This window comes from Solilutibacter silvestris (assembly GCF_050574925.1).
Taxonomy (GTDB): Bacteria; Pseudomonadota; Gammaproteobacteria; order Xanthomonadales; family Xanthomonadaceae; genus Solilutibacter; species Solilutibacter silvestris_A.
On sequence record NZ_JBCMOO010000011.1, the window covers coordinates 67,150 to 89,513 of the forward strand.

General features: G+C 66.7%; 18 protein-coding genes. 16 read left to right on the forward strand and 2 right to left on the reverse strand.

The window, feature by feature from the left end:
• Window position 1: 1 nt before the first annotated feature.
• Window positions 2–1,843, reverse strand: a complete 1,842-nt coding sequence (gene ilvD, locus ABE093_RS13170) for a dihydroxy-acid dehydratase (RefSeq protein WP_430761364.1) — start codon at window positions 1,841–1,843, stop codon at window positions 2–4.
• A 384-nt stretch (window positions 1,844–2,227) separates the two neighbouring features.
• Between ilvD and ilvC the strand changes: the two genes are divergently transcribed.
• From ilvC to ABE093_RS13245, 15 genes are all read left to right on the forward strand, one after another.
• Window positions 2,228–3,241 carry a ketol-acid reductoisomerase gene (gene ilvC / locus ABE093_RS13175; RefSeq protein WP_430761365.1) on the forward strand — a complete coding sequence of 338 codons (1,014 nt, stop codon included), beginning with the start codon at window positions 2,228–2,230 and terminating at the stop codon, window positions 3,239–3,241.
• Window positions 3,241–4,977 (forward strand): acetolactate synthase 2 catalytic subunit, encoded by a 1,737-nt coding sequence (gene ilvG / locus ABE093_RS13180; RefSeq protein ID WP_430761366.1) that lies wholly within the window; start codon window positions 3,241–3,243, stop codon window positions 4,975–4,977. The genes ilvC and ilvG overlap by 1 nt, the downstream gene beginning before the upstream one ends.
• Window positions 4,961–5,197: an ACT domain-containing protein gene (locus ABE093_RS13185; RefSeq protein ID WP_430761367.1), complete on the forward strand. Its 237-nt coding sequence runs from the start codon at window positions 4,961–4,963 to the stop codon at window positions 5,195–5,197. The genes ilvG and ABE093_RS13185 overlap by 17 nt, the downstream gene beginning before the upstream one ends.
• Window positions 5,188–6,117, forward strand: a complete 930-nt coding sequence (locus ABE093_RS13190; RefSeq protein ID WP_430761368.1) for an aminotransferase class IV — start codon at window positions 5,188–5,190, stop codon at window positions 6,115–6,117. The genes ABE093_RS13185 and ABE093_RS13190 overlap by 10 nt, the downstream gene beginning before the upstream one ends.
• A gap of 3 nt (window positions 6,118–6,120) precedes the next feature.
• Window positions 6,121–7,260 carry a threonine dehydratase gene (locus tag ABE093_RS13195; protein ID WP_430761369.1) on the forward strand — a complete coding sequence of 380 codons (1,140 nt, stop codon included), beginning with the start codon at window positions 6,121–6,123 and terminating at the stop codon, window positions 7,258–7,260.
• A 1-nt stretch (window position 7,261) separates the two neighbouring features.
• Window positions 7,262–8,830, forward strand: a complete 1,569-nt coding sequence (locus ABE093_RS13200; protein WP_430761370.1) for a 2-isopropylmalate synthase — start codon at window positions 7,262–7,264, stop codon at window positions 8,828–8,830.
• A gap of 36 nt (window positions 8,831–8,866) precedes the next feature.
• Window positions 8,867–10,291 carry a 3-isopropylmalate dehydratase large subunit gene (leuC, locus tag ABE093_RS13205; RefSeq protein WP_430761371.1) on the forward strand — a complete coding sequence of 475 codons (1,425 nt, stop codon included), beginning with the start codon at window positions 8,867–8,869 and terminating at the stop codon, window positions 10,289–10,291.
• Window positions 10,291–10,896, forward strand: coding sequence for a 3-isopropylmalate dehydratase small subunit (leuD, locus tag ABE093_RS13210; RefSeq protein WP_430761372.1), 606 nt, complete (start codon window positions 10,291–10,293; stop codon window positions 10,894–10,896). The genes leuC and leuD overlap by 1 nt, the downstream gene beginning before the upstream one ends.
• Window positions 10,886–11,989 carry a 3-isopropylmalate dehydrogenase gene (leuB, locus tag ABE093_RS13215; protein ID WP_430761373.1) on the forward strand — a complete coding sequence of 368 codons (1,104 nt, stop codon included), beginning with the start codon at window positions 10,886–10,888 and terminating at the stop codon, window positions 11,987–11,989. Before leuD ends, leuB begins: the two co-directional genes overlap by 11 nt.
• Window positions 11,990–12,222: 233 nt before the next feature.
• Window positions 12,223–14,748, forward strand: coding sequence for a bifunctional aspartate kinase/homoserine dehydrogenase I (gene thrA / locus ABE093_RS13220; protein WP_430761374.1), 2,526 nt, complete (start codon window positions 12,223–12,225; stop codon window positions 14,746–14,748).
• Window positions 14,745–15,725 carry a homoserine kinase gene (locus ABE093_RS13225; protein WP_430761375.1) on the forward strand — a complete coding sequence of 327 codons (981 nt, stop codon included), beginning with the start codon at window positions 14,745–14,747 and terminating at the stop codon, window positions 15,723–15,725. Before thrA ends, ABE093_RS13225 begins: the two co-directional genes overlap by 4 nt.
• Window positions 15,722–17,014 carry a threonine synthase gene (gene thrC, locus ABE093_RS13230; RefSeq protein WP_430761376.1) on the forward strand — a complete coding sequence of 431 codons (1,293 nt, stop codon included), beginning with the start codon at window positions 15,722–15,724 and terminating at the stop codon, window positions 17,012–17,014. Before ABE093_RS13225 ends, thrC begins: the two co-directional genes overlap by 4 nt.
• Before the next feature lie 42 nt (window positions 17,015–17,056).
• Window positions 17,057–17,698 (forward strand): TetR/AcrR family transcriptional regulator, encoded by a 642-nt coding sequence (locus ABE093_RS13235; RefSeq protein WP_430761377.1) that lies wholly within the window; start codon window positions 17,057–17,059, stop codon window positions 17,696–17,698.
• Between the two features lie 136 nt (window positions 17,699–17,834).
• Entirely contained in the window at window positions 17,835–18,479 is a 645-nt protein-coding gene (locus ABE093_RS13240) for a protein-L-isoaspartate O-methyltransferase family protein (protein ID WP_430761378.1), read from the forward strand.
• A gap of 23 nt (window positions 18,480–18,502) precedes the next feature.
• Window positions 18,503–19,978 carry a TolC family outer membrane protein gene (locus ABE093_RS13245; RefSeq protein ID WP_430761379.1) on the forward strand — a complete coding sequence of 492 codons (1,476 nt, stop codon included), beginning with the start codon at window positions 18,503–18,505 and terminating at the stop codon, window positions 19,976–19,978.
• Between the two features lie 3 nt (window positions 19,979–19,981).
• Here the strand turns inward: ABE093_RS13245 and waaA are convergent, their stop codons facing one another.
• On the reverse strand, window positions 19,982–21,277 hold the full coding sequence (gene waaA / locus ABE093_RS13250) for a lipid IV(A) 3-deoxy-D-manno-octulosonic acid transferase (protein WP_430761380.1): 1,296 nt from the start codon (window positions 21,275–21,277) through the stop codon (window positions 19,982–19,984).
• A 48-nt stretch (window positions 21,278–21,325) separates the two neighbouring features.
• Here waaA and lpxL point away from each other — a divergent pair, with 48 nt between their 5' ends.
• Window positions 21,326–22,231 (forward strand): LpxL/LpxP family Kdo(2)-lipid IV(A) lauroyl/palmitoleoyl acyltransferase, encoded by a 906-nt coding sequence (gene lpxL, locus ABE093_RS13255; protein ID WP_430761381.1) that lies wholly within the window; start codon window positions 21,326–21,328, stop codon window positions 22,229–22,231.
• Window positions 22,232–22,364: the final 133 nt, after the last annotated feature.

The following is a 22,364-nucleotide window of genomic DNA, read 5'->3' on the forward strand; positions in this document are numbered from 1 at the left end:
GTCAGCTCCCTTCCAGCAGCGCCCGGTCGCGCACCGCCCCCTTGTCGGCGCTGGTTGCCAGCAACGCATAGGCCTTGAGCGCGGTCGAAACCTTGCGGCTGCGGGGATGCACGGGCTTCCACCCTTGCGCATCCTGCTCGGCACGACGCGCGGCAAGTTGCGCCGCGTCCACCAGCAACTCGATCGAACGCCGCGGAATGTCGATGCGGATGCGGTCGCCATCGCGTACCAGCCCGATCGCGCCGCCGGCCGCCGCTTCCGGCGAGACATGGCCGATCGACAGGCCCGAGGTGCCGCCGGAAAAGCGCCCGTCGGTGAGCAGGGCGCACTGCTTGCCGAGTCCCTTCGACTTCAGGTACGAGGTCGGGTACAGCATCTCCTGCATGCCCGGCCCGCCCTTCGGGCCTTCGTAGCGGATCACCACCACGTCGCCCGGCTGCACTTCATCACCGAGGATGCCTTTCACCGCCGCATCCTGGCTTTCATAGACGCGGGCGACGCCCTCGAAGACGTGGATCGATTCATCGACACCGGCGGTCTTCACCACGCATCCATCGATGGCGATGTTGCCGTGGAGCACCGCAAGCCCGCCTTCCTTCGAATAGGCGTGTGCGACATTGCGGATGCAGCCTTCGGCGCGATCGTCGTCCAGCGAGGGCCAGCGCGTCGACTGGCTGAAGGCGACCTGCGTGGGAATGCCGGCTGGACCGGCCTTGTAGAACGTGGCGACGTTTTCGTCATCGTTCTTGGTGATATCCCACTTGGCGATGGCATCGCCCAGCGTCCTGGCATGCACGGTGGCGACATCGGTGTGCAGCAATCCACCGCGCGCCAACTCGCCGAGAATCGCAATGATCCCGCCGGCGCGATGCACGTCCTCGATGTGGTACTTCTGCGTGTTCGGCGCGACCTTGCACAGCTGCGGCACGCGCAACGACAGGCGATCGATGTCGCGCATGGTGAATTCGACTTCGGCTTCCTGCGCCGCCGCCAACAAGTGGAGGATGGTGTTGGTCGATCCGCCCATCGCGATGTCCAGCGTCATCGCGTTCTCGAAGGCCGCGAACGTCGCGATGCCGCGCGGCAATGCAGTTTCATCTTCGGCGCCATACCAGCGATGGCAAAGCTCGACCGCGGTGCGGCCGGCGCGCAGGAACAACTGCTCGCGATCGGCATGGGTGGCGACCACGGTGCCGTTGCCGGGCAACGCGAGGCCCAAGGCTTCCATCAGGCAGTTCATCGAATTCGCGGTGAACATGCCGCTGCACGATCCGCAGGTCGGACAGGCGCTGCGTTCGACCGCGGCGACCTGTTCATCCGTCGCATTGGGATCGGCGGCCATCACCATCGCATCGATCAGGTCGAGCTTGTGATCGGCGAGGCGCGTCTTGCCCGCTTCCATCGGCCCGCCGGAAACGAACACCGTCGGAATGTTCAAGCGCAGCGCCGCCATCAACATGCCAGGCGTGATCTTGTCGCAATTGGAAATGCACACCAGCGCATCGGCGCAATGCGCGTTGACCATGTATTCGACGGAGTCGGCGATGATCTCGCGTGACGGCAACGAATAGAGCATGCCGTCGTGGCCCATCGCGATGCCGTCGTCGACCGCAATGGTGTCGAACTCGCGCGCGACGCCACCGACGCGTTCGATCTCGCGCGCAACGAGTTGGCCGAGATCCTTGAGATGCACGTGTCCCGGCACGAACTGCGTGAATGAATTCGCGACCGCGATGATCGGCTTGCCGAAATCGCCATCCTGCAATCCGGTGGCGCGCCACAACGCGCGTGCGCCGGCCATGTTGCGACCGTGGGTGGAAGTGCGGGAACGATAATCGGGCATCGACGCAACCTGCTGGAATTTCGCGAAAAAGCGCTGGAAAGCCTGATTCTGCGGCGTTTTCATGGTTTCAGTTGCAACGATGCTTAATAAGAAATCGGCATAACGCAGCTGTTGACAAGCACGTTCGCCGCGTGTTTCTCTCCTATCCATGCTGCGTTGCCACATGCCACTTGCCAGCGACACCCAGACCGCCACTCAGGCGGCCGTCCTCGTACTCGTCCTTATTACCTCGCCCACAGGTGCGGGACGATCCGGCATGTAAGCAGCAAATGTCGCCAGATCCGAAAACCCCGCACCGCAAGGTGCGGGGTTTTTCATTTTCGGGCCCGAAATTTCAAACGAAACCATCTCACCCCGCCACACCCATCCAATGGAACAACCGCCATGACCAGCAACAAACCTCGCATCGCCATCGTCGGATACGGAAGCCAGGGGCGCGCCCATGCGCTCAACCTTCGCGATTCCGGTTTCGACGTCACCGTCGGCCTTCGACCCGGCGGCCCCACCGAAATGAAGGCGAAGGCCGACGGATTCACGGTGAAAACGCCGGCGGAAGCGGTGAAGGACGCCGAACTCGTCGCCGTGCTCACGCCCGACATGGTGCAGCCTCAGCTCTACGGCGAAGTGATCGAGCCGAACATCGCCAAGGGCGCCTGCCTGCTGTTCGCGCACGGTTTCAACGTGCATTACGGACAGATCACCCCGCGCGAGGACCTCGATGTCGTGCTCGTCGCGCCCAAGGGCCCGGGTGCGCTGGTGCGTCGCGAATACGAGATCGGCCGCGGCGTGCCGTCGGTCTACGCCGTCCACCAGGACAGGAGCGGCAACGCCGAGCAGCTCGCGCTGACCTACTGCGCCGGCATCGGTGGCGCGCGCCAGAACGCGATCAAGACCACGTTCAAGGAAGAAACCGAAACCGATCTCTTCGGCGAACAGGCCGTGTTGTGCGGCGGCGCGACCAAGCTGGTGCAAGCCGGCTGGGAAACGCTGGTCGAAGCCGGTTACCAGCCGGAAGTCGCCTATTACGAGTGCCTGCACGAACTGAAGCTGATCGTCGACCTGTTCTACGAAGGCGGCATCACCCGCATGCACGAATTCATCAGCGAAACCGCGCAATATGGCGCGCTCACGCGTGGCCCGTACGTGGTCGACGACAACACCCGCGCGCAGATGAAGAAGGTGCTGGCCGAAATCCAGGACGGCACCTTCGCGCGCCAGTGGATCGCCGAATACGCCGCCGGCAACGCCAACTACAAGGCGATGAAGCAGGCCGACCTCGACCATCCGATCGAAGCGGTCGGCAAGAAACTGCGCGCCAACATGAAGTGGCTGGCATCGTCGCAGCCGCAACCGGCCAAGCCCGCATCGCAGGCCGAGCCGCAGAGCGAGGCTGCGTGATGAATGGCGCCCGCTGGCTGGCACAGGCACTCGTCGCGGAAGGCGTCGACACGCTGTTCGGGTATCCGGGCGGCGCGATCATGCCTTTCTACGACGCCCTCCATGGCGCACCGGAACTGAAACACGTCCTGGTACGCCACGAGCAGGGTGCGGCGTTCGCCGCGAATGGCTATGCACGCGCCAGCGGACGCGTCGGTGTCTGCGTGGCGACTTCCGGTCCCGGCGCATCGAACCTGGTGACAGGGATCGCGGACGCGATGCTGGATTCGGTGCCGATGGTGGTGATCACCGGCCAGGTCCCGACATCGTTGATGGGCACGGATGCCTTCCAGGAACTCGACGTGTTCGGAATGACGATGCCGATGGTGAAGCACAGCTTCATCGCGCGACGGGTCGACGATCTGCCGCGGATCGTCGGCGAAGCGTTCCGGATCGCCCGTTCCGGTCGACCCGGCCCGGTCCTGGTCGACCTGCCGAAGGACGTGCAACTCGCGGATGCTTCCCATCTGCCGAAACATGCATCGTTCGCGGTGGATGCCACGGAAGCGCCGATGGATGCCTCGCTGCACGAAGCACTGGCGCTGATCTCGCAGGCCGATCGCCCGGTGATCTACGGCGGTGGCGGGATCTCGCTGGGCGATGCCTTGCCGGCGTTCCGCACCTTCGTCGATGCGACGCAAATCCCGACGGTACTGACGCTCAAGGGATTGGGCGCTCTGCCGACGAAGCATCCGCTCAATCTCGGCATGCTGGGCATGCACGGCAGTCGCGCCGCCAACCTGGCCGTGCAGGAATGCGACGTGCTGATCGTGGTCGGTGCGCGCTTCGACGATCGCGCCACCGGCAAGCTCGCCGAATTCGCGCCCAACGCGCGCGTCGTCCACATGGACATCGACGCCTGCGAACTGGGAAAACTGCGCCATGCCGATGCCGCCGTGCGTGGCGACATCGTCACCACCCTCACCAAGCTGACGCTGCCGTGCGCGGCGCAGTTGCACGGCCGCCATGGCGCCGCCCGTCGCAGCTGGCGCGCACATTGCCAGGACCGTGCGCGCCTGCACGCGGCGCGCTACGACGCGCCCGGCGACGGCGTGTTCGCACCGGCGATGCTGAAGCGCCTGTCGGAAATCGCCCCCGACGCGGTTGTTTCCTGCGATGTCGGCCAGCACCAGATGTGGGTGGCGCAGCACTGGCAGCTCGACGATCCGCGCAAGCACCTCACCAGCGGTGCGCTCGGCGCGATGGGCTTCGGCCTGCCCGCGGCGATCGGCGCGCAGATGCAAGACCCCGATGCACAGGTGATCTGCGTCAGCGGTGACGGCTCGTTCCTGATGAACGTGCAGGAGCTGGCGACGCTGCGGCGTTACGGCTTGCCGGTGAAGATCGTGCTGCTCGACAACCAGGCGCTGGGCATGGTGCGCCAGTGGCAGGAACTGTTCTTCGACAAGCGCTATTCCGAGATCGACCTGTCCGACAACCCGGATTTCGTCGCGGTCGCGCAGGCCTTCGGCATCGAGGCGCTGCACGTCGAACGCGCCGCCGACATGGATGGCGCCTTGCAGGCGTTGCTCGCCGCCAAGGGCCCGACACTGCTGCATGTCGCCATCGATACCGCCACCAATGTCTGGCCGCTGGTGCCGCCCAACCGCAACAACGCCGAGATGCTGGATCCGCAACTCGACGCGGCTCCGACGCCGCATTCCCACCAGGAGAAGTCCCGTGCGCTATCAGCTTGATCTCACCCTGCGCCAGGCCGAAGGCGCGCTCGCGCGCGTGCTCGGCACCACCGAACGCCGCGGTTTTTCGCCGGTGAGCGTGGATGGCGAAACCCAATCCGACGGCGACCGCTGGCACCTGCGCATGACCGTGGAAGGCGAGCGGGCGCCGGAATCGCTGCAGCAGCAACTGGCGAAGTTGTACGACTGCCTCGCCGTGGAGGTGTCGCCGTGTCGTTGAACGATGCCGATGTCGCCGCACCGACGCGCGAAATCGAGTCGACGCCGGCGCGCGCGGTTCCGCAGCAGGTCTGGTTCGATGGCCGCTTCGTCGATGCCGACAGCGATCGCGCGCCGCTGACTACCCATGCCATGCATTACGGCAGCGGCGTGTTCGAGGGCATCCGCGCCTATGCGACCAGCGATGGCGGCAGCGCGGTGTTCCGCCTGCCCGAGCATCTCGAACGCATGCGCAAGGGCTGCGAACTGCTGGGCATCGCCTTCGATGTCGACGTCGCCACCGAAGCGACTTTGCAGGTCCTGCGCCAGAACGGTCATCGCGATGCCTATGTGCGTCCGCTGGCGTGGTGCGGCACCGGATCGATCGGCCTCGACGTGTCGGCGGTCGACAAGCACCTGATGATCGCGACCTTCCCGACCAACGTGCACCTGGCCGGTGCGCGGGTGAAGCTCGGCACCTCGTCCTGGCGTCGCAATCCATCCAGTTCGCTGCCGCCGCTGAAGCTGTGCGGCGCCTACATCAATTCCATCCTGGCCAAGCACGAGGTGAAACAGCGCGGCTGCAACGAAGCGCTGTTCGTCGACGAGCAGGGCCGCGTGGTCGAGTGCACCGGCGCCAACGTCTTCATGGTGCGCGACGGCCGCATCACCGCGGTCGAACACCGCGACGCGCTGGCCGGCATCACCCGCGACAGCATCATCGCGCTGACCGGCGCCCAATCGCGCCCGGTGCGCCACGACGAGCTGCTGGATGCCGACGAGGTCTTCGTGGTCGGCACCGCGGCGGAAGTCACCCCGGTCGACGAGCTCGACGACCGCAGCTATGCCGATCATCGCGTCGGCCGCGAAATCGCGGACCTCTACAGGCGCGTGGTGCGCGGGGAAGAACCGCGCTATGCCCGCTGGCTGACCCGCGTCTGAGCGATGGACAGCGACGTATCCAGCGCATTGCCCGTGACCGCCGCCGACGTGCTGGCGGCGCAGGCGCGGCTGCGTCGCTATCTCGATCCCACGCCGTTGCATTACGCCGAGCGTTTCGGCTGCTGGCTGAAACTGGAAAACCTGCAGCGCACCGGCTCGTACAAGGTGCGCGGCGCGATGAACGCCTTGCTGGCGATGCGTGAGCGTGGCGATGGCCGCGCCACCATCGCAGCTTCGGCCGGCAATCACGCGCAAGGGCTGGCATGGGCGGCCTATCGCCTCGGCATGCAGGCGATCACGGTGATGCCGCGTTGCGCGCCGGAAACCAAGATCGCCGGTGTCGCCCACTGGGGCGCCACCGTTCGCCTGCATGGCGACAGTTACGACGAGGCCAAGGCTTTCGCCGCCGAGCTCGCCGCGCAACACGATTACCGCCTGCTCTCCGCCTTCGACGATCCCGACGTGATCGCGGGCCAGGGCACGGTCGGGCTGGAAATCGCATCGCTGATGCCGGACGTGGTGCTGGTGCCGATCGGCGGCGGCGGTCTCGCATCCGGCGTCGCGCTGGCTTTGAAGTCGCAGGGCGTGCGCGTGATCGGCGCGCAGGTCGAGCATGTCGATTCGATGGCGCGCGCACTGCGTGGCGACAACGAAGTCCGCGAACCGGCGACGACGCTGGCTGATGGCGTGCGGGTGAAAGTGCCCGGTGCATTGACGCAACAGGTCCTGCACGAACTGCTGGACGATGTGGTGATCGTGCGCGAGGCCGAGTTGCGCGAAACCCTGGTGCGCCTGGCGCTGGAAGAGCACGTGATCGCCGAAGGCGCCGGCGCACTGGCGCTGGCTGCCGGTCGTCGCATCGCCGGCAAGCGCAAATGCGCGGTGGTCTCCGGCGGCAATGTCGATGCCGGCGTGCTCGCTCGGTTGCTGTGCGACGTGCGTCCGCGTGCCCCGCGCAAGCCGCGTCGCCGCGTGCAGGAACCGCTGCCGGCAACGCCGGCGCGAATGCTCGACGACCTGACCGTCGCCGCGACCCGGCGCTCGCGACTTAGGCCGGCTGCCGCGACAACGCGCAACCCAGGCGTCGCGACAGCCCAAACCACCGCTCCTTCCTTTGCATCCACGCCAACAGAGACTGCCTGACGTGAACGATTCCTCCCCCAGCGACGTAACACGCACCACTCCCGAGCCCATCCGCATTTTCGACACCACCCTGCGCGATGGTGAGCAATCGCCCGGCTTCACCATGAACGCCGAGCAGAAGATCCTGTTCGCGCACACCCTGTCCGATCTCGGCGTCGACATCATCGAAGCCGGCTTCCCCAACAGCTCGCCCGCCGATTTCAATGCGGTGCGCACCATCGCCCGCGAAGTGCGCGGCAGCACGATCGCCGCACTGGCGCGTTGCCATCCCGCCGACATCGAGGCCTGCGCCAGCGCCCTGCAGCAGGCCGCGACGCCGCGCATCCACGTCTTCATCTCCACCAGCCCGCTGCATCGCCAGCACAAGCTCGGCATGAGCCGCGAACAGGTGATCGAGCACGCCATCATGGGGGTGTCGCTGGCGCGCAAGCACGTCGACGACGTCGAGTTCTCCGCCGAGGACGCCTCGCGCACCGAACGCGAATTCCTGGTCGAGGTGTTCAACGCCGCGGTCGAGGCCGGCGCGCGCACGCTCAACGTGCCCGATACCGTCGGCTACGGCACGCCCGGTGAAATCCGCGCGCTGTTCGAATACCTGCGCGCGAATGTCCGAGGCGCGGACAACGTGGTGTTCAGCACCCACTGCCACAACGACCTCGGCCTCGCCGTCGCCAATTCGCTGGCCGCGGTCGAAGGCGGCGCGCGCCAGATCGAATGCGCGATCAACGGCATCGGCGAGCGCGCCGGCAACGCCGCGCTGGAGGAACTGGTGATGGCGTTGAAGGTGCGCGGCGGCTGGTACGACGCGACCACCCGCATCGACACCACGCGCCTGCTCGCGACCTCGCGGCTGCTGTCGCGCATCACCGGCATCCAGGTCCAACGCAACAAGGCGATCGTCGGCGTCAACGCCTTCGCCCACGAATCCGGCATCCACCAGCACGGCATGCTGAAGAATCGCGATACCTACGAAATCATGCGGCCGCAGGACGTCGGCTGGGAAGATTCGCAATTGGTGCTGGGTCGCCACAGCGGTCGCGCCGCCGTCGCCGATCGCCTGCGCAAGCTGGGCTATGTGCTGGAAGACGCGCAACTCGACCAGTTGATCGCCGAAGCGAAAGCGCTGACCCAGACCCAGCACGCGATCAGCGACCGCGACCTGCAGCGGCTGGTGGAAGGCGAACAGTTCGGCCCGGGCTGGCGCGTGTCTGCGCTGAGCCTGACCGACTATGGCAAGCGCACCCGCGCCCATGTCGATCTCTCCGATCCCGACGGTCGCCACGTCATCCACAGCGCCGAAGGTGAAGGTCCGGTCGCGGCGATGTTCGCGGCACTGGCGCAGGCCACCGGCGTCGAGTTCGAACTGGAGAGCTACGAGGTGCACAGCATGGGCGTCGGCGCGAACGCCCGCGGCGAAGCCAACCTGAGCGCCCGCATCGACGGCGACACCATGACCGGCCAGGGCACCAGCCGCGACGTGCTGGAAGCGAGCGCGATCGCCTGGCTCGACATCGCCAACCGCGTGTTGCGTGGCACCCGCGCCGAACCGCGCGTTGCCGCCCTCGCCTGAACCCTCTTCTCCCCCTCTCAACGAATGAATACTTCCATGCCCCGGACACTGCTCGACAAATTGTGGGATGCGCATGTCGTCGCGCCCGAGCACGACGGCGTTCCCGCCGTGCTCTACATCGATCTCCACCTGATCCACGAGGTCACCTCGCCGCAGGCGTTCGCCGAACTTGAAGCGCGCGGGTTGAAGCTGCATCGCGCCGACCGCACCAAGGCGACGCTCGACCACTCGACACCGACCCTGCCCGCCGATGCCAGTGGCAAGCAGCCCTACGTCAACGACGCCGCGCGCGCGCAGGTGGACACGCTGCGCGACAACTGCCGGAAATTCGGTGTCGAGCTGTTCGACTACGGCAGCGAGCATCGCGGCATCGTCCACGTCATCGGGCCCGAGCTGGGGCTGACGCAACCGGGCATGACCATCGTCTGCGGCGACAGCCACACCGCTACCCACGGCGCATTCGGCGCGCTCGCCTTCGGCATCGGCACCAGCGAAGTCGGCCACGTGATGGCGACGCAGAGCCTGTTGCAGCACAAACCGAAAACGCTGGCGATCACCATCGATGGCGAACTCGCGCCCGGCGTCACCGCGAAGGACCTGATCCTGCACGTGATCGGGGTGATCGGCGTCAATGGCGGCACCGGTCACGTGATCGAATATCGCGGCTCGGCGGTCAGCGCCCTGTCGATGGACGAGCGCATGACCGTCTGCAACATGTCGATCGAAGCCGGTGCGCGCGCGGGCCTGATCGCGCCCGACGACACCACTTTCGACTATCTGCGCGGACTGTCGCGCGTACCGCAAGGTGCGGACTTCGATGCTGCCGTCGCGCAGTGGCGGGAATTCCGCAGCGATGACGGCGCGGTATTCGATCGCGAAGTGCGCATCGATGCCGGCGACATCCGCCCGACCATCACCTGGGGCACGCATCCCGGTCAGGTTGTCGCGCTCGACGCCCATGTTCCCGTCGATGGCGACAGCGATGTCGACAAGGCGCGCCACTACATGGGCTGGGAAGCCGGCGCCGCCGTCGCCGGCCGTGCGGTCGATGTCGTGTTCATCGGCAGCTGCACCAACTCGCGCCTGAGCGATCTGCGGGCCGCCGCGGAAGTGTTGCGCAATCGCCGGGTGCATCCGCGCGTGCGCATGCTGGTGGTGCCCGGCTCGGGGCAAGTGAAACGCGACGCCGAAGCCGAAGGCATCGACGCGATCGTGCTTGCCGCAGGCGCCGAATGGCGTGAGCCCGGTTGTTCGATGTGCATCGCCATGAACGGCGATCTGGTTGGGCCGGGGCAACTGGCGGTCTCGACCAGCAATCGCAATTTCGAAGGCCGCCAGGGCAAGGGTGCGCGCACCGTGCTGGCATCGCCCGCCACCGCGGCCGCCTGCGCCATCGCCGGCGAAATCACCGATCCCCGCGCATTTTTCAACAGCGACGCCCTGCAAACGGAGGCTGCATGATGGCCGCGTTTACCCAACTCGTTTCGCGCACGGTCGTGTTGCGCCAGCGCAACATCGACACCGACCAGATCATCCCCGCGCGCTTCCTCACCACCACCGAGCGCAAAGGCCTCGGCAAGCACGCCTTCAGCGACTGGCGCAACCTGCCCGACGGTTCGCCCGATCCCGCGTTCCCGTTCAACCAGTTCGCCAACGTCAGCGCGCGCATCCTGGTTGCCGGCCGCAATTTCGGTTGCGGCTCCTCGCGCGAACACGCGCCGTGGGCGCTGGCCGATCTCGGTCTGTGTGCGGTGATCAGCAGTGAAATCGCCGACATCTTCCGCAGCAACGCGCTGAAGAACGGCCTGCTGCCGATCGTGCTCGACGACGCCGTGGTCGACGAACTGCTCGACACCCCCGGCATCGAACTGGCGATCGATGTCGCCGCCCGCAGCGTCACCCTGCCCGACGGTCGCAGCTTCCGGTTTCCGCTGGATGCGTTCGCGCAGACCTGCCTGCTCGAAGGCGTCGACCAGCTCGGCTATCTGCTGAAACAACTTCCCGCCATCGAACGCTTCGAAAGCGCTCGCCATTCCGCGCCGCTGGAGGCCGCACATGCAAGCTGAGATCCTCGTCCTGCCCGGCGACGGCATCGGTCCCGAAGTCACCGCCGCTGCGGTCGCCGTATTGCGCGACGTCGGCGCACGCCACGGCCACGAATTCACCTTCACCGAGAAACTGATCGGCGGCGCCGCGATCGACGCCACCGGCGAACCACTTCCCGCTGACACGCTCGCCGCGGCAAGGAAGGCCGATGCCGTGCTGCTCGGCGCGGTCGGTGGCCCGAAGTGGTCGGATCCGAAGGCGAAGGTGCGCCCGGAACAGGGCCTGCTCGCGATCCGCAAGGCGCTCGGCCTCTACGCCAACCTGCGCCCGGTGAAACCGCATCCGGTCGCGTTCGCGGCGTCGCCGATCAAGCCGCACCTGCTGCAAGGCGTTGACCTGATCGTGGTGCGCGAACTCACCGGCGGCATCTACTTCGGCGACAAGCAACGCACGGCCGGCTCCGATGGCACGGAGACCGCCAGCGACCTCTGCAGCTACAGCGTCGAGGAGGTCGAACGCGTGATCCGTCGCGCCTGTCGCCTCGCCATGCAGCGCAGCCAGCGCGTCACCTCGGTCGACAAGGCCAATGTGCTGGAAACCTCGCGGCTGTGGCGCGAGGTCGCGACCCGCGTCGTCCACGACGAATTCCCCGAGATCACGCTGGAACACCAGTTGGTCGATTCGATGGCGATGCACCTGCTGGCGCGTCCGCGCGAATACGACGTCATCGTCACCGAGAACATGTTCGGCGACATCCTCACCGATGAAGCCTCGATGCTGGCGGGATCGATGGGCCTGCTGCCGTCGGCGTCGCTGGGCGAAGGGCGCGTCGGCCTGTACGAACCGATCCACGGCTCCGCGCCCGACATCGCCGGGCGCGGCATCGCCAATCCCTATGCGGCGATCCTCAGCGCGGCAATGCTGCTTCGCCATTCGCTGGGGCTGGATGCGGAAGCGCAATGCGTCGAACGCGCGGTTTCCGCAGCCCTCTCCGCCGGCCATCTCACCACCGATCTCGCCAAGCCGGAGTCGGCGATCGGCACGCGCGAAGCGACGGCTGCAGTGGTGGATCACTTCCCGCTGCCCTGCCAGGTCCCGGAACTGCGCGACTGACGATGGTTCGGTTTCACCCGAAAATTCATTTGACACGCGCCATCACGCCCGTTATCACTGGATCCATGCACGCCGCATTCGCCATCGCCATGCCGATTACCACCATGACCACCGGTACCCGGTGTCGGGTGCGGCTGGGCGTCGTGGACTGAATCCATCACCCCGTCCCGCATCCGAACCGGATGCGGGGCAACCCCTTCCGGTCGCTGCGGGGCTCACCAGGAGCCTTTGCAATGTCCCTCGATCTTCCACATGCAGCGCCGGCGGAACCCCGCGCCGATCGACTGCACGATCCCGACGTTTCTTCCATCGCGCTCTGCCATGCCCACAAGTTCGGCGGCAGCAGCGTCGCCAGTGCCGAACGCATCCGTCATGTCGCAGCCTTGCTTCATGCGGAATCGCGCCTGCCGCGCGTCGTCGTTGTCTCCGCGATGCAGGGCGTCACCGATCGCCTGACCGCGCTCGCCAACGCCGCTCTCGCCACCAAGCCGTGGCGCTGCGATTGGACGACATTGCGCGAACACCAGCTGCGCGCCGCACGCGAACTTGACGCCGACGATGCCGTGCATGCCTGGCTGGAACGCGAATTGCAGGCCTTGCACGAACTCCTGTGCGCGCCATCGCCACGACCGGAATGGTTCGCGACGGTGCAGGGATTGGGCGAAGTGTGGTCGTCGCGATTGCTGCAGGTCGCGCTCGGCGATGAAGCCGCCGGCTGGGCGCGGCTCGATGCCCGCGACGTGCTGGTGGTTCGCCCCGGAGAGCTCGGCATCGGCGTCGGTGTCGATTGGGACGCCAGCCGCGGCAAACTCGCGGCGTGGCGCAAGGCGCATCGGCAGCCGAACGTGGTCATCACCGGCTTCGTCGCCCGCGATGGTGATGGCGCGATCACCACGCTTGGTCGCAACGGCAGCGATTACTCGTCGGCCATCTTCGCGGTGCTGTTCGATGCCGCCGAACTCACCATCTGGACCGACGTCGACGGCGTGCTCAGCGCCGATCCGCGGTTGGTGCCCGATGCCGTATGCCTGGAATCGATGTCCTACGCCGAAGCCTGCGAGCTCGCCTATTTCGGCGCCAAGGTGCTGCATCCGCAGACGATGGCGCCGGCGATGCAGGCGGGCCTGCCGATCCGCATCCGCAACACGCTCAATCCCGCCGCGCCCGGCACGCGGATCGCCGAAACCTCGGAACCGGCAGCGTCACCGGTGAAGGGATTGACGCTGGTCGCCGACATGGCCGTGCTCGAACTCGCCGGTGCGGGATTGATCGGCGTGCCCGGCACGGCCGAACGCATGTTCGCCGCGCTGCATGCCGAGGGAGTCTCGGTGACGATGATTTCGCAGGGATCGTCCGAACATTCGATCTGCTGCATCGTGCGCGCTGACCAGGCCGAGCGCGGGCGCGCCGCGGTGCTTGCCGCCTTCCGCGTCGCGATCGCCAATGGCCAGGTCGAAGGCGTGCGCGTGACCACTGGGATCGCCGTGCTCGCCGCGGTCGGCGATGGCATGGTCGGCACGCCCGGCGTGTCTGCGCGATTGTTCGCGGGACTGGCGCAGGCTGGCGTCAACATCCGCGCCATCGCGCAGGGCGCCAGCGAACGCAACATCTCCGTCGCCATCTCCGCGGCGGATGCCACCCGCGCTTTGCGCGCGGTGCATTCGGCGTTCTGGTTGTCGCCGCAGACGCTGTCGGTCGGAATCATCGGTCCGGGCAACGTCGGCCGCGCGTTGCTGGCGCAACTGGCGCAGGCGTCGTCGCAACGCGATGGCAGCGACCGCAGTGGATTCGACCTGCACCTGCGCGCCATCGCCAACAGCTGCCGCATGCATCTCGCGCAGCGCGCGCTCGATCCCGCCGATGCCGACGCGGCATTGGAGAATGGCGAAGCGCTCGACCTCGATCGTTTCACCGCGCATGTCCATGCCGCCCACCTGCCGCACGCGATGATCGTCGACTGCAGCGGCAGCGATACCGTCGCCGCCCGCTACGCAGACTGGCTCGCCGCGGGCATCCATGTGGTGACGCCCAACAAGCAGGCCGGCAGCGGTTCGCTCGAGCGCTGGCGCGCGATTCGCGCGGCGACGCGACGCGGCGGTCATTTCCGTTACGAAGCCACCGTCGGCGCCGGGCTTCCGGTGATCCAGACCCTGCGCAGCCAGCTCGACACCGGCGACGAATTGCTGGAAGTCGAAGGCGTGTTCTCCGGCACGCTGGCCTGGTTGTTCAACAGCTTCGATGGCAGTGTGCCGTTTTCGAAATTGGTCGCGGAAGCGCGTGCACTCGGCTATACCGAGCCCGATCCGCGTGACGATCTCTCCGGCACCGACGTTGCCCGCAAGCTCGTGATCCTCGCCCGCGAGGCCGGACGCGAACTGTCGCTGGAAGACGTCGAGATCGAGAACCTGGTGCCACCGACATTGCGCGACGTTCCCCGAGAGGAATTCCTCGCGCGACTGCATGAACTCGATGCGCCCTTGCAGGCACGCCTCGATGCCGCACGACAGCAGGGCCGCAGCCTGCGTTACCTCGCGCAACTGGATCGCGATGGCCGCGCACGCGTTGGCCTGGTCGCGCCGGAGCCGGGCCACGCCAGCCTGCACGGACGCCTCAGCGACAACCTGATCCAGTTCCGCACGCGCCGCTACGCCGATAATCCACTGGTGGTGCAGGGACCGGGCGCCGGGCCGGATGTCACGGCCGCCGGCGTGTTCGGCGATATCCTCGCTATTGCCCAGGCGGTGGGAGCGCGACGATGAGCGCACTCGCACCTGCCATCCACTCTTCCGGTTCGACGATGACGGTTTCCAGACTCCACGCCAGCGCATTCGCACCCGCCAGCATCGGCAACATCGGCGTCGGCTTCGACCTCCTCGGCCACACGCTGGAAGGTCCGGGCGACCATGCCGAAGTCGCGCGCATCGACGAACCGGTGGTGCGGATTGTCGAGATCACCGGCGATGTCGAGGGCGCCTCTTCGCTGCCGCTGGAAGCCGAAAGGAACACCGCCGGCCGTGCCTTGATGGAATTGCGCGAACGTCATGGCATCGCACACGGCTTCGAAGTGCGCCTGCGCAAAGGCATCGCGCTCGGTTCCGGGCTCGGTGGTTCGGCGGCGTCCTGCGTCGCCGTCCTGGTCGCCGCGAATGCGGTGATCGATACGCCATTGTCCCGCGAGGAGCTGTATCCACTGGCACTGATCGGTGAAGCGGTCGCCAGCGGCAGCATCCACGGCGACAACGTCGCGCCGATGCTGTTCGGCGGCGTGGTGCTGGCGACGCCGACCCGCGCGATCCGTCTCTCAGCACCGGATTTGTTCTGCGCCGCGGTGCATCCGCATTTCGTGCTGGAAACGCGACTGGCGCGCGCCGCGCTATCGGCACCGTATGCCATCGGCGAATTCGTCAAGCAGAGCGAGCATCTCGCGCTGTTCCTCACCGGACTTGCGCGCGGCGATCGCGCCTTGATCGCGGAAGGACTGGCCGACGTATTGGTGGAGCCACGCCGTGCCGCGCTGATCCCCGGCTTTGTCGAAGTGAAAACGGCGGCACTGGCGCACGGTGCGCTCGGCGCCAGCATTTCCGGCGCCGGCCCGACCGTGTTCGGCTGGTTCGACGATCGCGCACAGGCCACCGCGGCGACCCAGGCGATGCAGGACGCGTTCGCACAAGCCGGCTTCGCCAGCGACGCGCTGGTTTCGCCGATCAACGGCCCGCGCGCCGAAGTGGTCGCGTGAAGTTCGTCAGCACGCGCGGCGGCATCGCCCCGACTTCGTTGGATGTCGCACTCGCCGCCGGACTCGCCCCCGATGGCGGCCTGTATGTGCCGGAGCAGATCCCGCAACTCTCGTTGCAACACGCAGGCGCCACGTTGGCAGACACGGCGACGGCGGTGCTGGCGCCATGGTTCGCGGAATCGAAGTTGCGGTCATCGCTGGCCGGACTCTGCGCCGATGCCTTCGATTTCCCGGCGCCGCTGCGCCCGCTGTCATCGCCGAACGACTACTTGCTCGAACTGTTCCACGGCCCCACCGCCGCGTTCAAGGATTACGCCGCGCGTTTCCTCGCCGGCTGCCTGTCGCGGCTACGCGATCCCGCCGCATCCACGCCAACCACGATTCTCGTCGCGACGTCCGGCGATACCGGTGCCGCGGTCGGCGCCGCCTTCCACCGTCGCGATGGTTTCAAGGTCGCCATCCTCTATCCCGACGGCCGCGTCTCGCCACGCCAGGCCCATGGCCTCGGCTGCTTCGGCGACAACGTGCATGCCTGGCGCGTCGACGGCAGCTTCGACGATTGCCAGCGCATGGTGAAAGAGACGCTCGCCGACGCCGATCTGCGCGCACGCATCCCGCTCGGCTCCGCCAACAGCATCAGCCTCGGCCGGCTGCTGCCGCAGACCGCGTATTACGCGCACGCCGCACTGGAATTCCGCGCGCGCCACGGCGTGCCGCTCAACTTCATCGTTCCCACCGGCAACCTCGGCAACGCGCTGGCGTGCTGGCTGGCCAAGCGCATGGGGCTGCCGATCGGCGGGATCGTGCTGGCCAGCAATGCCAACGACGTGCTGCCGCGTTATTTCAACGGAGACGACTACGCTCCGCGCGCGACCGTCGCCACGCTCGCCAACGCCATGGATGTCGGCGCGCCAAGCAATTTCGAACGCTTGCGTTGGTGGCATCGCGACGATGCCGAACTGCGGGGATCGATGCGGGCCTTCAGCGTCGATGACGCCACCATCCGCGACACCATCCGCCATGCGCCCGGTCGTCATGGCGTGGTGCCCTGCCCGCATACGGCGATCGGGCTGCATGTGCTGGAACAACTGCGCGCCGATGGCGACATCCGGCCGTGGGCGGTGATCGCGACCGCGCATCCGGCCAAATTCGAGACCATCGTCGAGCCGCTGGTCGGCCATGCCGTCGAGCCCCCCCCGGCATTGGCCGCGGCACTGGCGCGACCGGCGACCTCGACCCCGCTCGAAGCCCATAGCAAAGCCCTGCATTCCGTTCTACTGCAAGAATGACCAGCATGCCTGCACCACTGGCCATCCGATAAGATTCGGGTCATGGAAGACGCACCCGTACGGTCCGCCGGACGCCCCAAGGATCCCGCCAAGCACGAAGCCATCCTCGCTGCGGCCAAGGAACTGTTTCTCGACCGCGGCTTCGCCCAGGCCAACATGCAGGAAGTGGCCGATCGCGCCGGCGTCTCCAAGCTCACCCTCTACAGCCACTTCGGCGACAAGACCTCCCTGTTCGTGGCTGCCGTCCGCGACCATTACGAACACAGCGTGCCGGAAGCGCTCTTCCACGACTGGGACGAGAACGACCTGCGCGGTGCCCTGCTTGCATTCGGCCGCGTCTACCATGCCTACCTGCTGCTGCCGGCCACGGTCGCCGGTCGCCGGATGCTGATGCGCACCGCGGACACCCCGCCGCAACTCAGCCTCGAGGTATGGAACCTGGGGCCGGCGCGAATCAACGCCTTCGTCACCGCGACCCTGACCCGTTTCATCGATCGCGGCATGCTGGACATCGAAAACCCGCAGTTCGCCACTGTTCATCTTTTGTCGCTGTTGCGCGGCGACCTCTTTGCCCAACTCGGTTACGGCGTGCAGCGCCATGTGCCCGGGGAAGAAACCGAAGCCTACCTCGCCAGCGCGGTCGATCTGTTCCTGCGCGCCTGCACCCCGGGCGCCGAAAGATAAATCGGTGACTTAGGTTCGGTGACTTATGGCACTTAGGCCATTCACCCCGGACTGGAATGCTGGCGCAGTCATCCAGACCCCCTTTCAGGGCGTTGAAGTTAAACTTGACGTCCCCTCGTTCCAGGCCGTTCCCGCAATGTCGATCGACTACGCCAAAACCCGCGAAACCATGGTGGAGCAACAGGTCCGCCCGTGGGAGGTGCTCGACCCGCGCGTGCTCGATACCCTGATCACCATCCCGCGCGAACAGTTCGTGCCGGAAGCCCTGCGCGCCCTGGCCTACACCGACATGGAACTGCCGCTGGGCAACGGCGAATCGATGCTGAAGCCGGTGGTCGAAGGCCGCGCCCTGCAGGCCTTGCTGCCGCAGGCGACCGAATCCGTCCTCGAGATCGGCACCGGCAGCGGCTACCTGACCGCCTGCCTCGCCCGCCTCGGACGCGAAGTGACCAGCCTGGAGATCGATCCGGAACTGGCCGATCGCGCCCGCGCCACGCTGGCCGCCCAAGGCGTGACCAATGCAGCCGTCGAGACCGCCGATGCCTATGCATGGACCGGCGATCATCGATTTGACGTGATTTGTGTCACTGGTGCCGTCGCCGCCATCCCCGCACACTTCCGCGAATGGCTGGCACCGGCCGGCCGCATGTTCATCGTCCAGGGCGAATCGCCGGCGATGCAGGCGGTCCGCGTCGAGGCCGACGGCAGCATCGACTCGCTGTTCGAGACCGACCTGCGCTATCTCAAGGGCGGGGCGCCGACGCCTCGCTTCACCCTTTAATCATTCGTTTTCGAGAGCCGCCCATGCATCGCCGTTCCCTCAGCCTCGCCCTCGCTCTTGCCCTGGCGCCCCTGGCCGTCCACGGCGAGGACCTGCTGCAGACCTACCGGATCGCGCGTACCGCCGACCCGCAGCTGCAGGCCGCCGAAGCCAGCATGCGTTCCAGCAAGGAAGGCGCCGTGCAGGCACGCTCGCAACTGCTTCCGCAGATCGCCGGCTCCGCCTCGGGCAGTGCCAACCGCACGTCCTCGCCTGGCGGTAGCTACACCTATGATCCGATCACCGGGGCACCGATCCGCCTGAGCGGCAGCACCACCACCTCACGCACCGCCAGTGTCGGCGTGCGTGTTGACCAGGTGATCTTCAATCGCGGGACGTACGACAGCCTCCGGGCCGCCAAGGCTCAGGGCAAGTCCGGCGAATACCAGTACGAAGCCGCCGGTGACGCCCTGATCACCCGCACCTCGCAGGCCTATTTCAACGTGCTGGTGGCGATGGAAACGCTGGCCGCCGCGGAAGCTTCGGAAACGGCGCTGAAGAAGCAGTTCGACTTCGCCAGCAAGCGCCTCGAGGTCGGTCTTGCACCGATCACCGACGTGCATGAAGCCCGCGCCCAGTACGACGCCGCGCGCGCCAACACCATCGTCCAGCGCAACACACTGGAAGACTCCTACCAGGCGCTGGCGGAAATCACCGGCAAGCCGATCCGCTCGCTGATGGCGCTGCCGGATGACTTCCGCCCGTCGCTGCCGCCGGAAGGCGGCGTCGATGAGTGGGTGAAGCGTGCCGTCGACACCAATCCTTCGCTGCAGGCGCAGCGTTACTCGGTGCAGGCTGCCGAAGACAACATCTCCGCCAATCGCGCCGGCTACCTGCCGATCCTCAACGCCAATGGCAGCTACGGCGCCAATCGCAGCTGGTCGGGCAACGGCAACAATGCCGACGGCTGGAACCACGGCCCGAGCGTCGGCCTGACCCTGAGCGTGCCGATCTTCAATGGCGGCCGCACCTCGTCGCAGGTGCGCCAGGCCATCGCCCAGCGCGATGCCGCGCAGGACCAGTACGAACAGCAGCGCCGCTCGGTGGAACGCACCACCCGCAACGCCTACCAGTCGCTAGTCGCGGGCGTGAGCGCGGTGGAAGCCCGTCGCCTCGCGCTGGTCGCCGCACAGAGCGCCTACGACGCTTCGCAGGTCGGTCTGGAAGTCGGTACCCGCACCGTGATCGACGTGCTGATCAACGAGCAGAACCTGTTCAATGCACGCCAGGCCTATTCGCAGGCCAAGTACAGCTTCCTGCAGTCTCAGCTGGCGCTGAAGCAGGCTGCCGGCACACTTGATGTCGCCGACGTGGAATCGGTGAACCGCCTGCTGACGGTTGCCGCCGGCCAGGTGCCGACCGTTGCCGATTCCGCCGCTTCGACGCCGGATACCACGCAGTCGACCACCGACAGCAAGCCGGCGCCCGCAAAGAAGGCCAAACGCAAGACCAAGCGCTGAGGTTTACTCTGGCAGGCTGTCGCTGATGGCCTGCCACGTGCGCTCCAGCGCACCACGGCCATCGACCACCAGCGCGCGCCCGGCCTCGCCCATGCGCGTGCGCAATTCGTCCGATCCCAGCAATTCCACCAGGCGCTCGCCCAGCGCCTCCGGGCTGTCGACGATTTCCATCGCGCCCGCCGCCGACAGCTGGCGGGCGATATCGCTGAAGTTGTGCAGATGGGGACCGGTGAGGATCGGCACGCCGACCGCCGCCGGCTCCAGCAGGTTGTGGCCACCGATTGGTTGCAGGCTGCCGCCGACGAAGGCGACATCGGCGCAGGCGTAGAAGCGCCCGAGCTCGCCCAGCGTATCGATCACGAACACGGCGTTGTCGTTCGCCGGCATCGGCTGGTACGAACGCGAATGGGTGCGGAAGCCGAAACTGCGCGCATGTTCGTAGGCCGCCTTGAAGCGTTCGGGATGGCGCGGCGCCCACAACATCAACGCATCCGGATAGGCCTGCCGCAGCATGCGATGCGCGACCAGGACCGCGGTTTCCTCGTCGGGGTGGGTGCTCGCCGCGATCCAGGTCGGACGCAGTCCGGCGTGGGCGTGGAACACCGCGACGAAGGCATCGAGGCCATCGAGCTCGGCGACATCGTATTTGAGGTTGCCGGTCTCCACGGTCGCTTCCGGACGCGCACCCAACCGGATGTAGCGCTTGGCATCGGCATGTCCCTGCGCGCAGACGCGACGCACGGTCTGCAACGCGCGGCTGATCAGCGGCGCCAGCACCTGGTAGCCACGCAGCGATCGCTCGGACAGGCGCGCATTGACGATCGATACCGGGACGCGCGCGTCGCGGCAGGCGAACAGCAGGTTCGGCCACAACTCGGTTTCCATCAGCAGCGCGCAGGCCGGGCGGAATTGCGCCAGGAAGCGCCGCATCGCGCCGGGCAGGTCATATGGCAGGTAGACGTGGCGCACGCGATCGCCCCACAGCGCCTGCACGCGTTCGGATCCGGTCGGGGTGATGCTGGTGATCACCAGCGGGACGTGCGGGCGTCGTGCCAGCAGCGCATCGACCAGCGGGGCGGCGGCGTTCACCTCTCCCACCGAGACCGCATGCAGCCAGATGGTGGAACGCGTTTCCGGCGCAGCCCCGGGGTAATAGCCGTAGCGTTCGCTCCAGCGCTGGAAATAGCCACGCTGGCGGAACCCGCGCCAGACGAGGTGGTAGATGGTGATGGGGAGCAGGAGGTAGAGCACCGCCGAATAAGCGCTGCGCAACATCCGCTCGACGGCATCGGATCGCATGGCGCCAAGTCTAGGGCCTTCGGCGCCATCGTTGGCTAGACTTGCGCGATGGCTGCACCGACATCCCCGCGATTCCGCCTGAAGGATCTACCGACCCGAGTGGGCGTCACCTGCCTGTACGGCCTCGCGCGCCTGCCTTGGCAGCTGCAACTCCGCGTCGGCGCCGGGCTTGGGCGTTTGCTGATGTGGCTGTTGCCGGATCGCCGCCGCGCCGCCCGCACCAATATCGACCTGTGCTTTCCGGAACTCGACGAGGCCGCCCGCACTGCATTGCTGCGCGGCAGTTTCCGCGATCTCGGTATCGGCGTGTTCGAATTCGCGCGTGCATGGTGGGGCAATGTCGATGCCATGCGCGCGACCGCGACGATCGAGGGCGTCGAGAAGATCCAGTCGCTGCAGGCGCAAGGCCGCGGCGTATTGCTGATCTCCGGCCATTTCATGACGCTGGAACTGTGCGGGCGCCTGATGTGCGACCACGTGCCGCTGGCCGGCATGTACCGCCGTTACCGCAGCCCGGTGATGGAAGACGCCGTGCTGCGCGGACGATTGCGCTACGCCAGCGCGATGTTCCCCAACGACGACATCCGCGGCGCGATCCGCCATCTCAAGAAAGGTGGCGTGCTGTGGTACGCACCCGACCAGGACATGCGCGGCAAGGACACGGTGTTCGCGCCGTTCTTCGGCATCCCCGCCTCCACCATCAACGCGACCCATCAGCTGGCGCGGCTCACCGGCTGCGCGGTGATTCCGTTCTTCCATCGCCGCGAAGGCGATCGCTACATCCTGCGCGTCGGCGATCCGCTCGACCCGTTCCCGAGCGACGACACGGTGGTGGATGCGACCGCGGTGAACGCCGCGATCGAGGCAATGGTGCGCGCGGCACCGACGCAGTATCTGTGGATCCATCGCAGGTTCAAGCGCCAGCCGGATGGAATTTCACTTTACGCGTCGTAAGCCTGCGTCTGAAAAAGCATCGCCCGGCTGTGCGCCTATCGCGGTTGTCTGCAGCCGCCGACACGCCGTGAATACGTCCATGTAGGCTCGTACGCAGCATCCATGCTGCGTACGGTCGGCGCTACAGACGAAC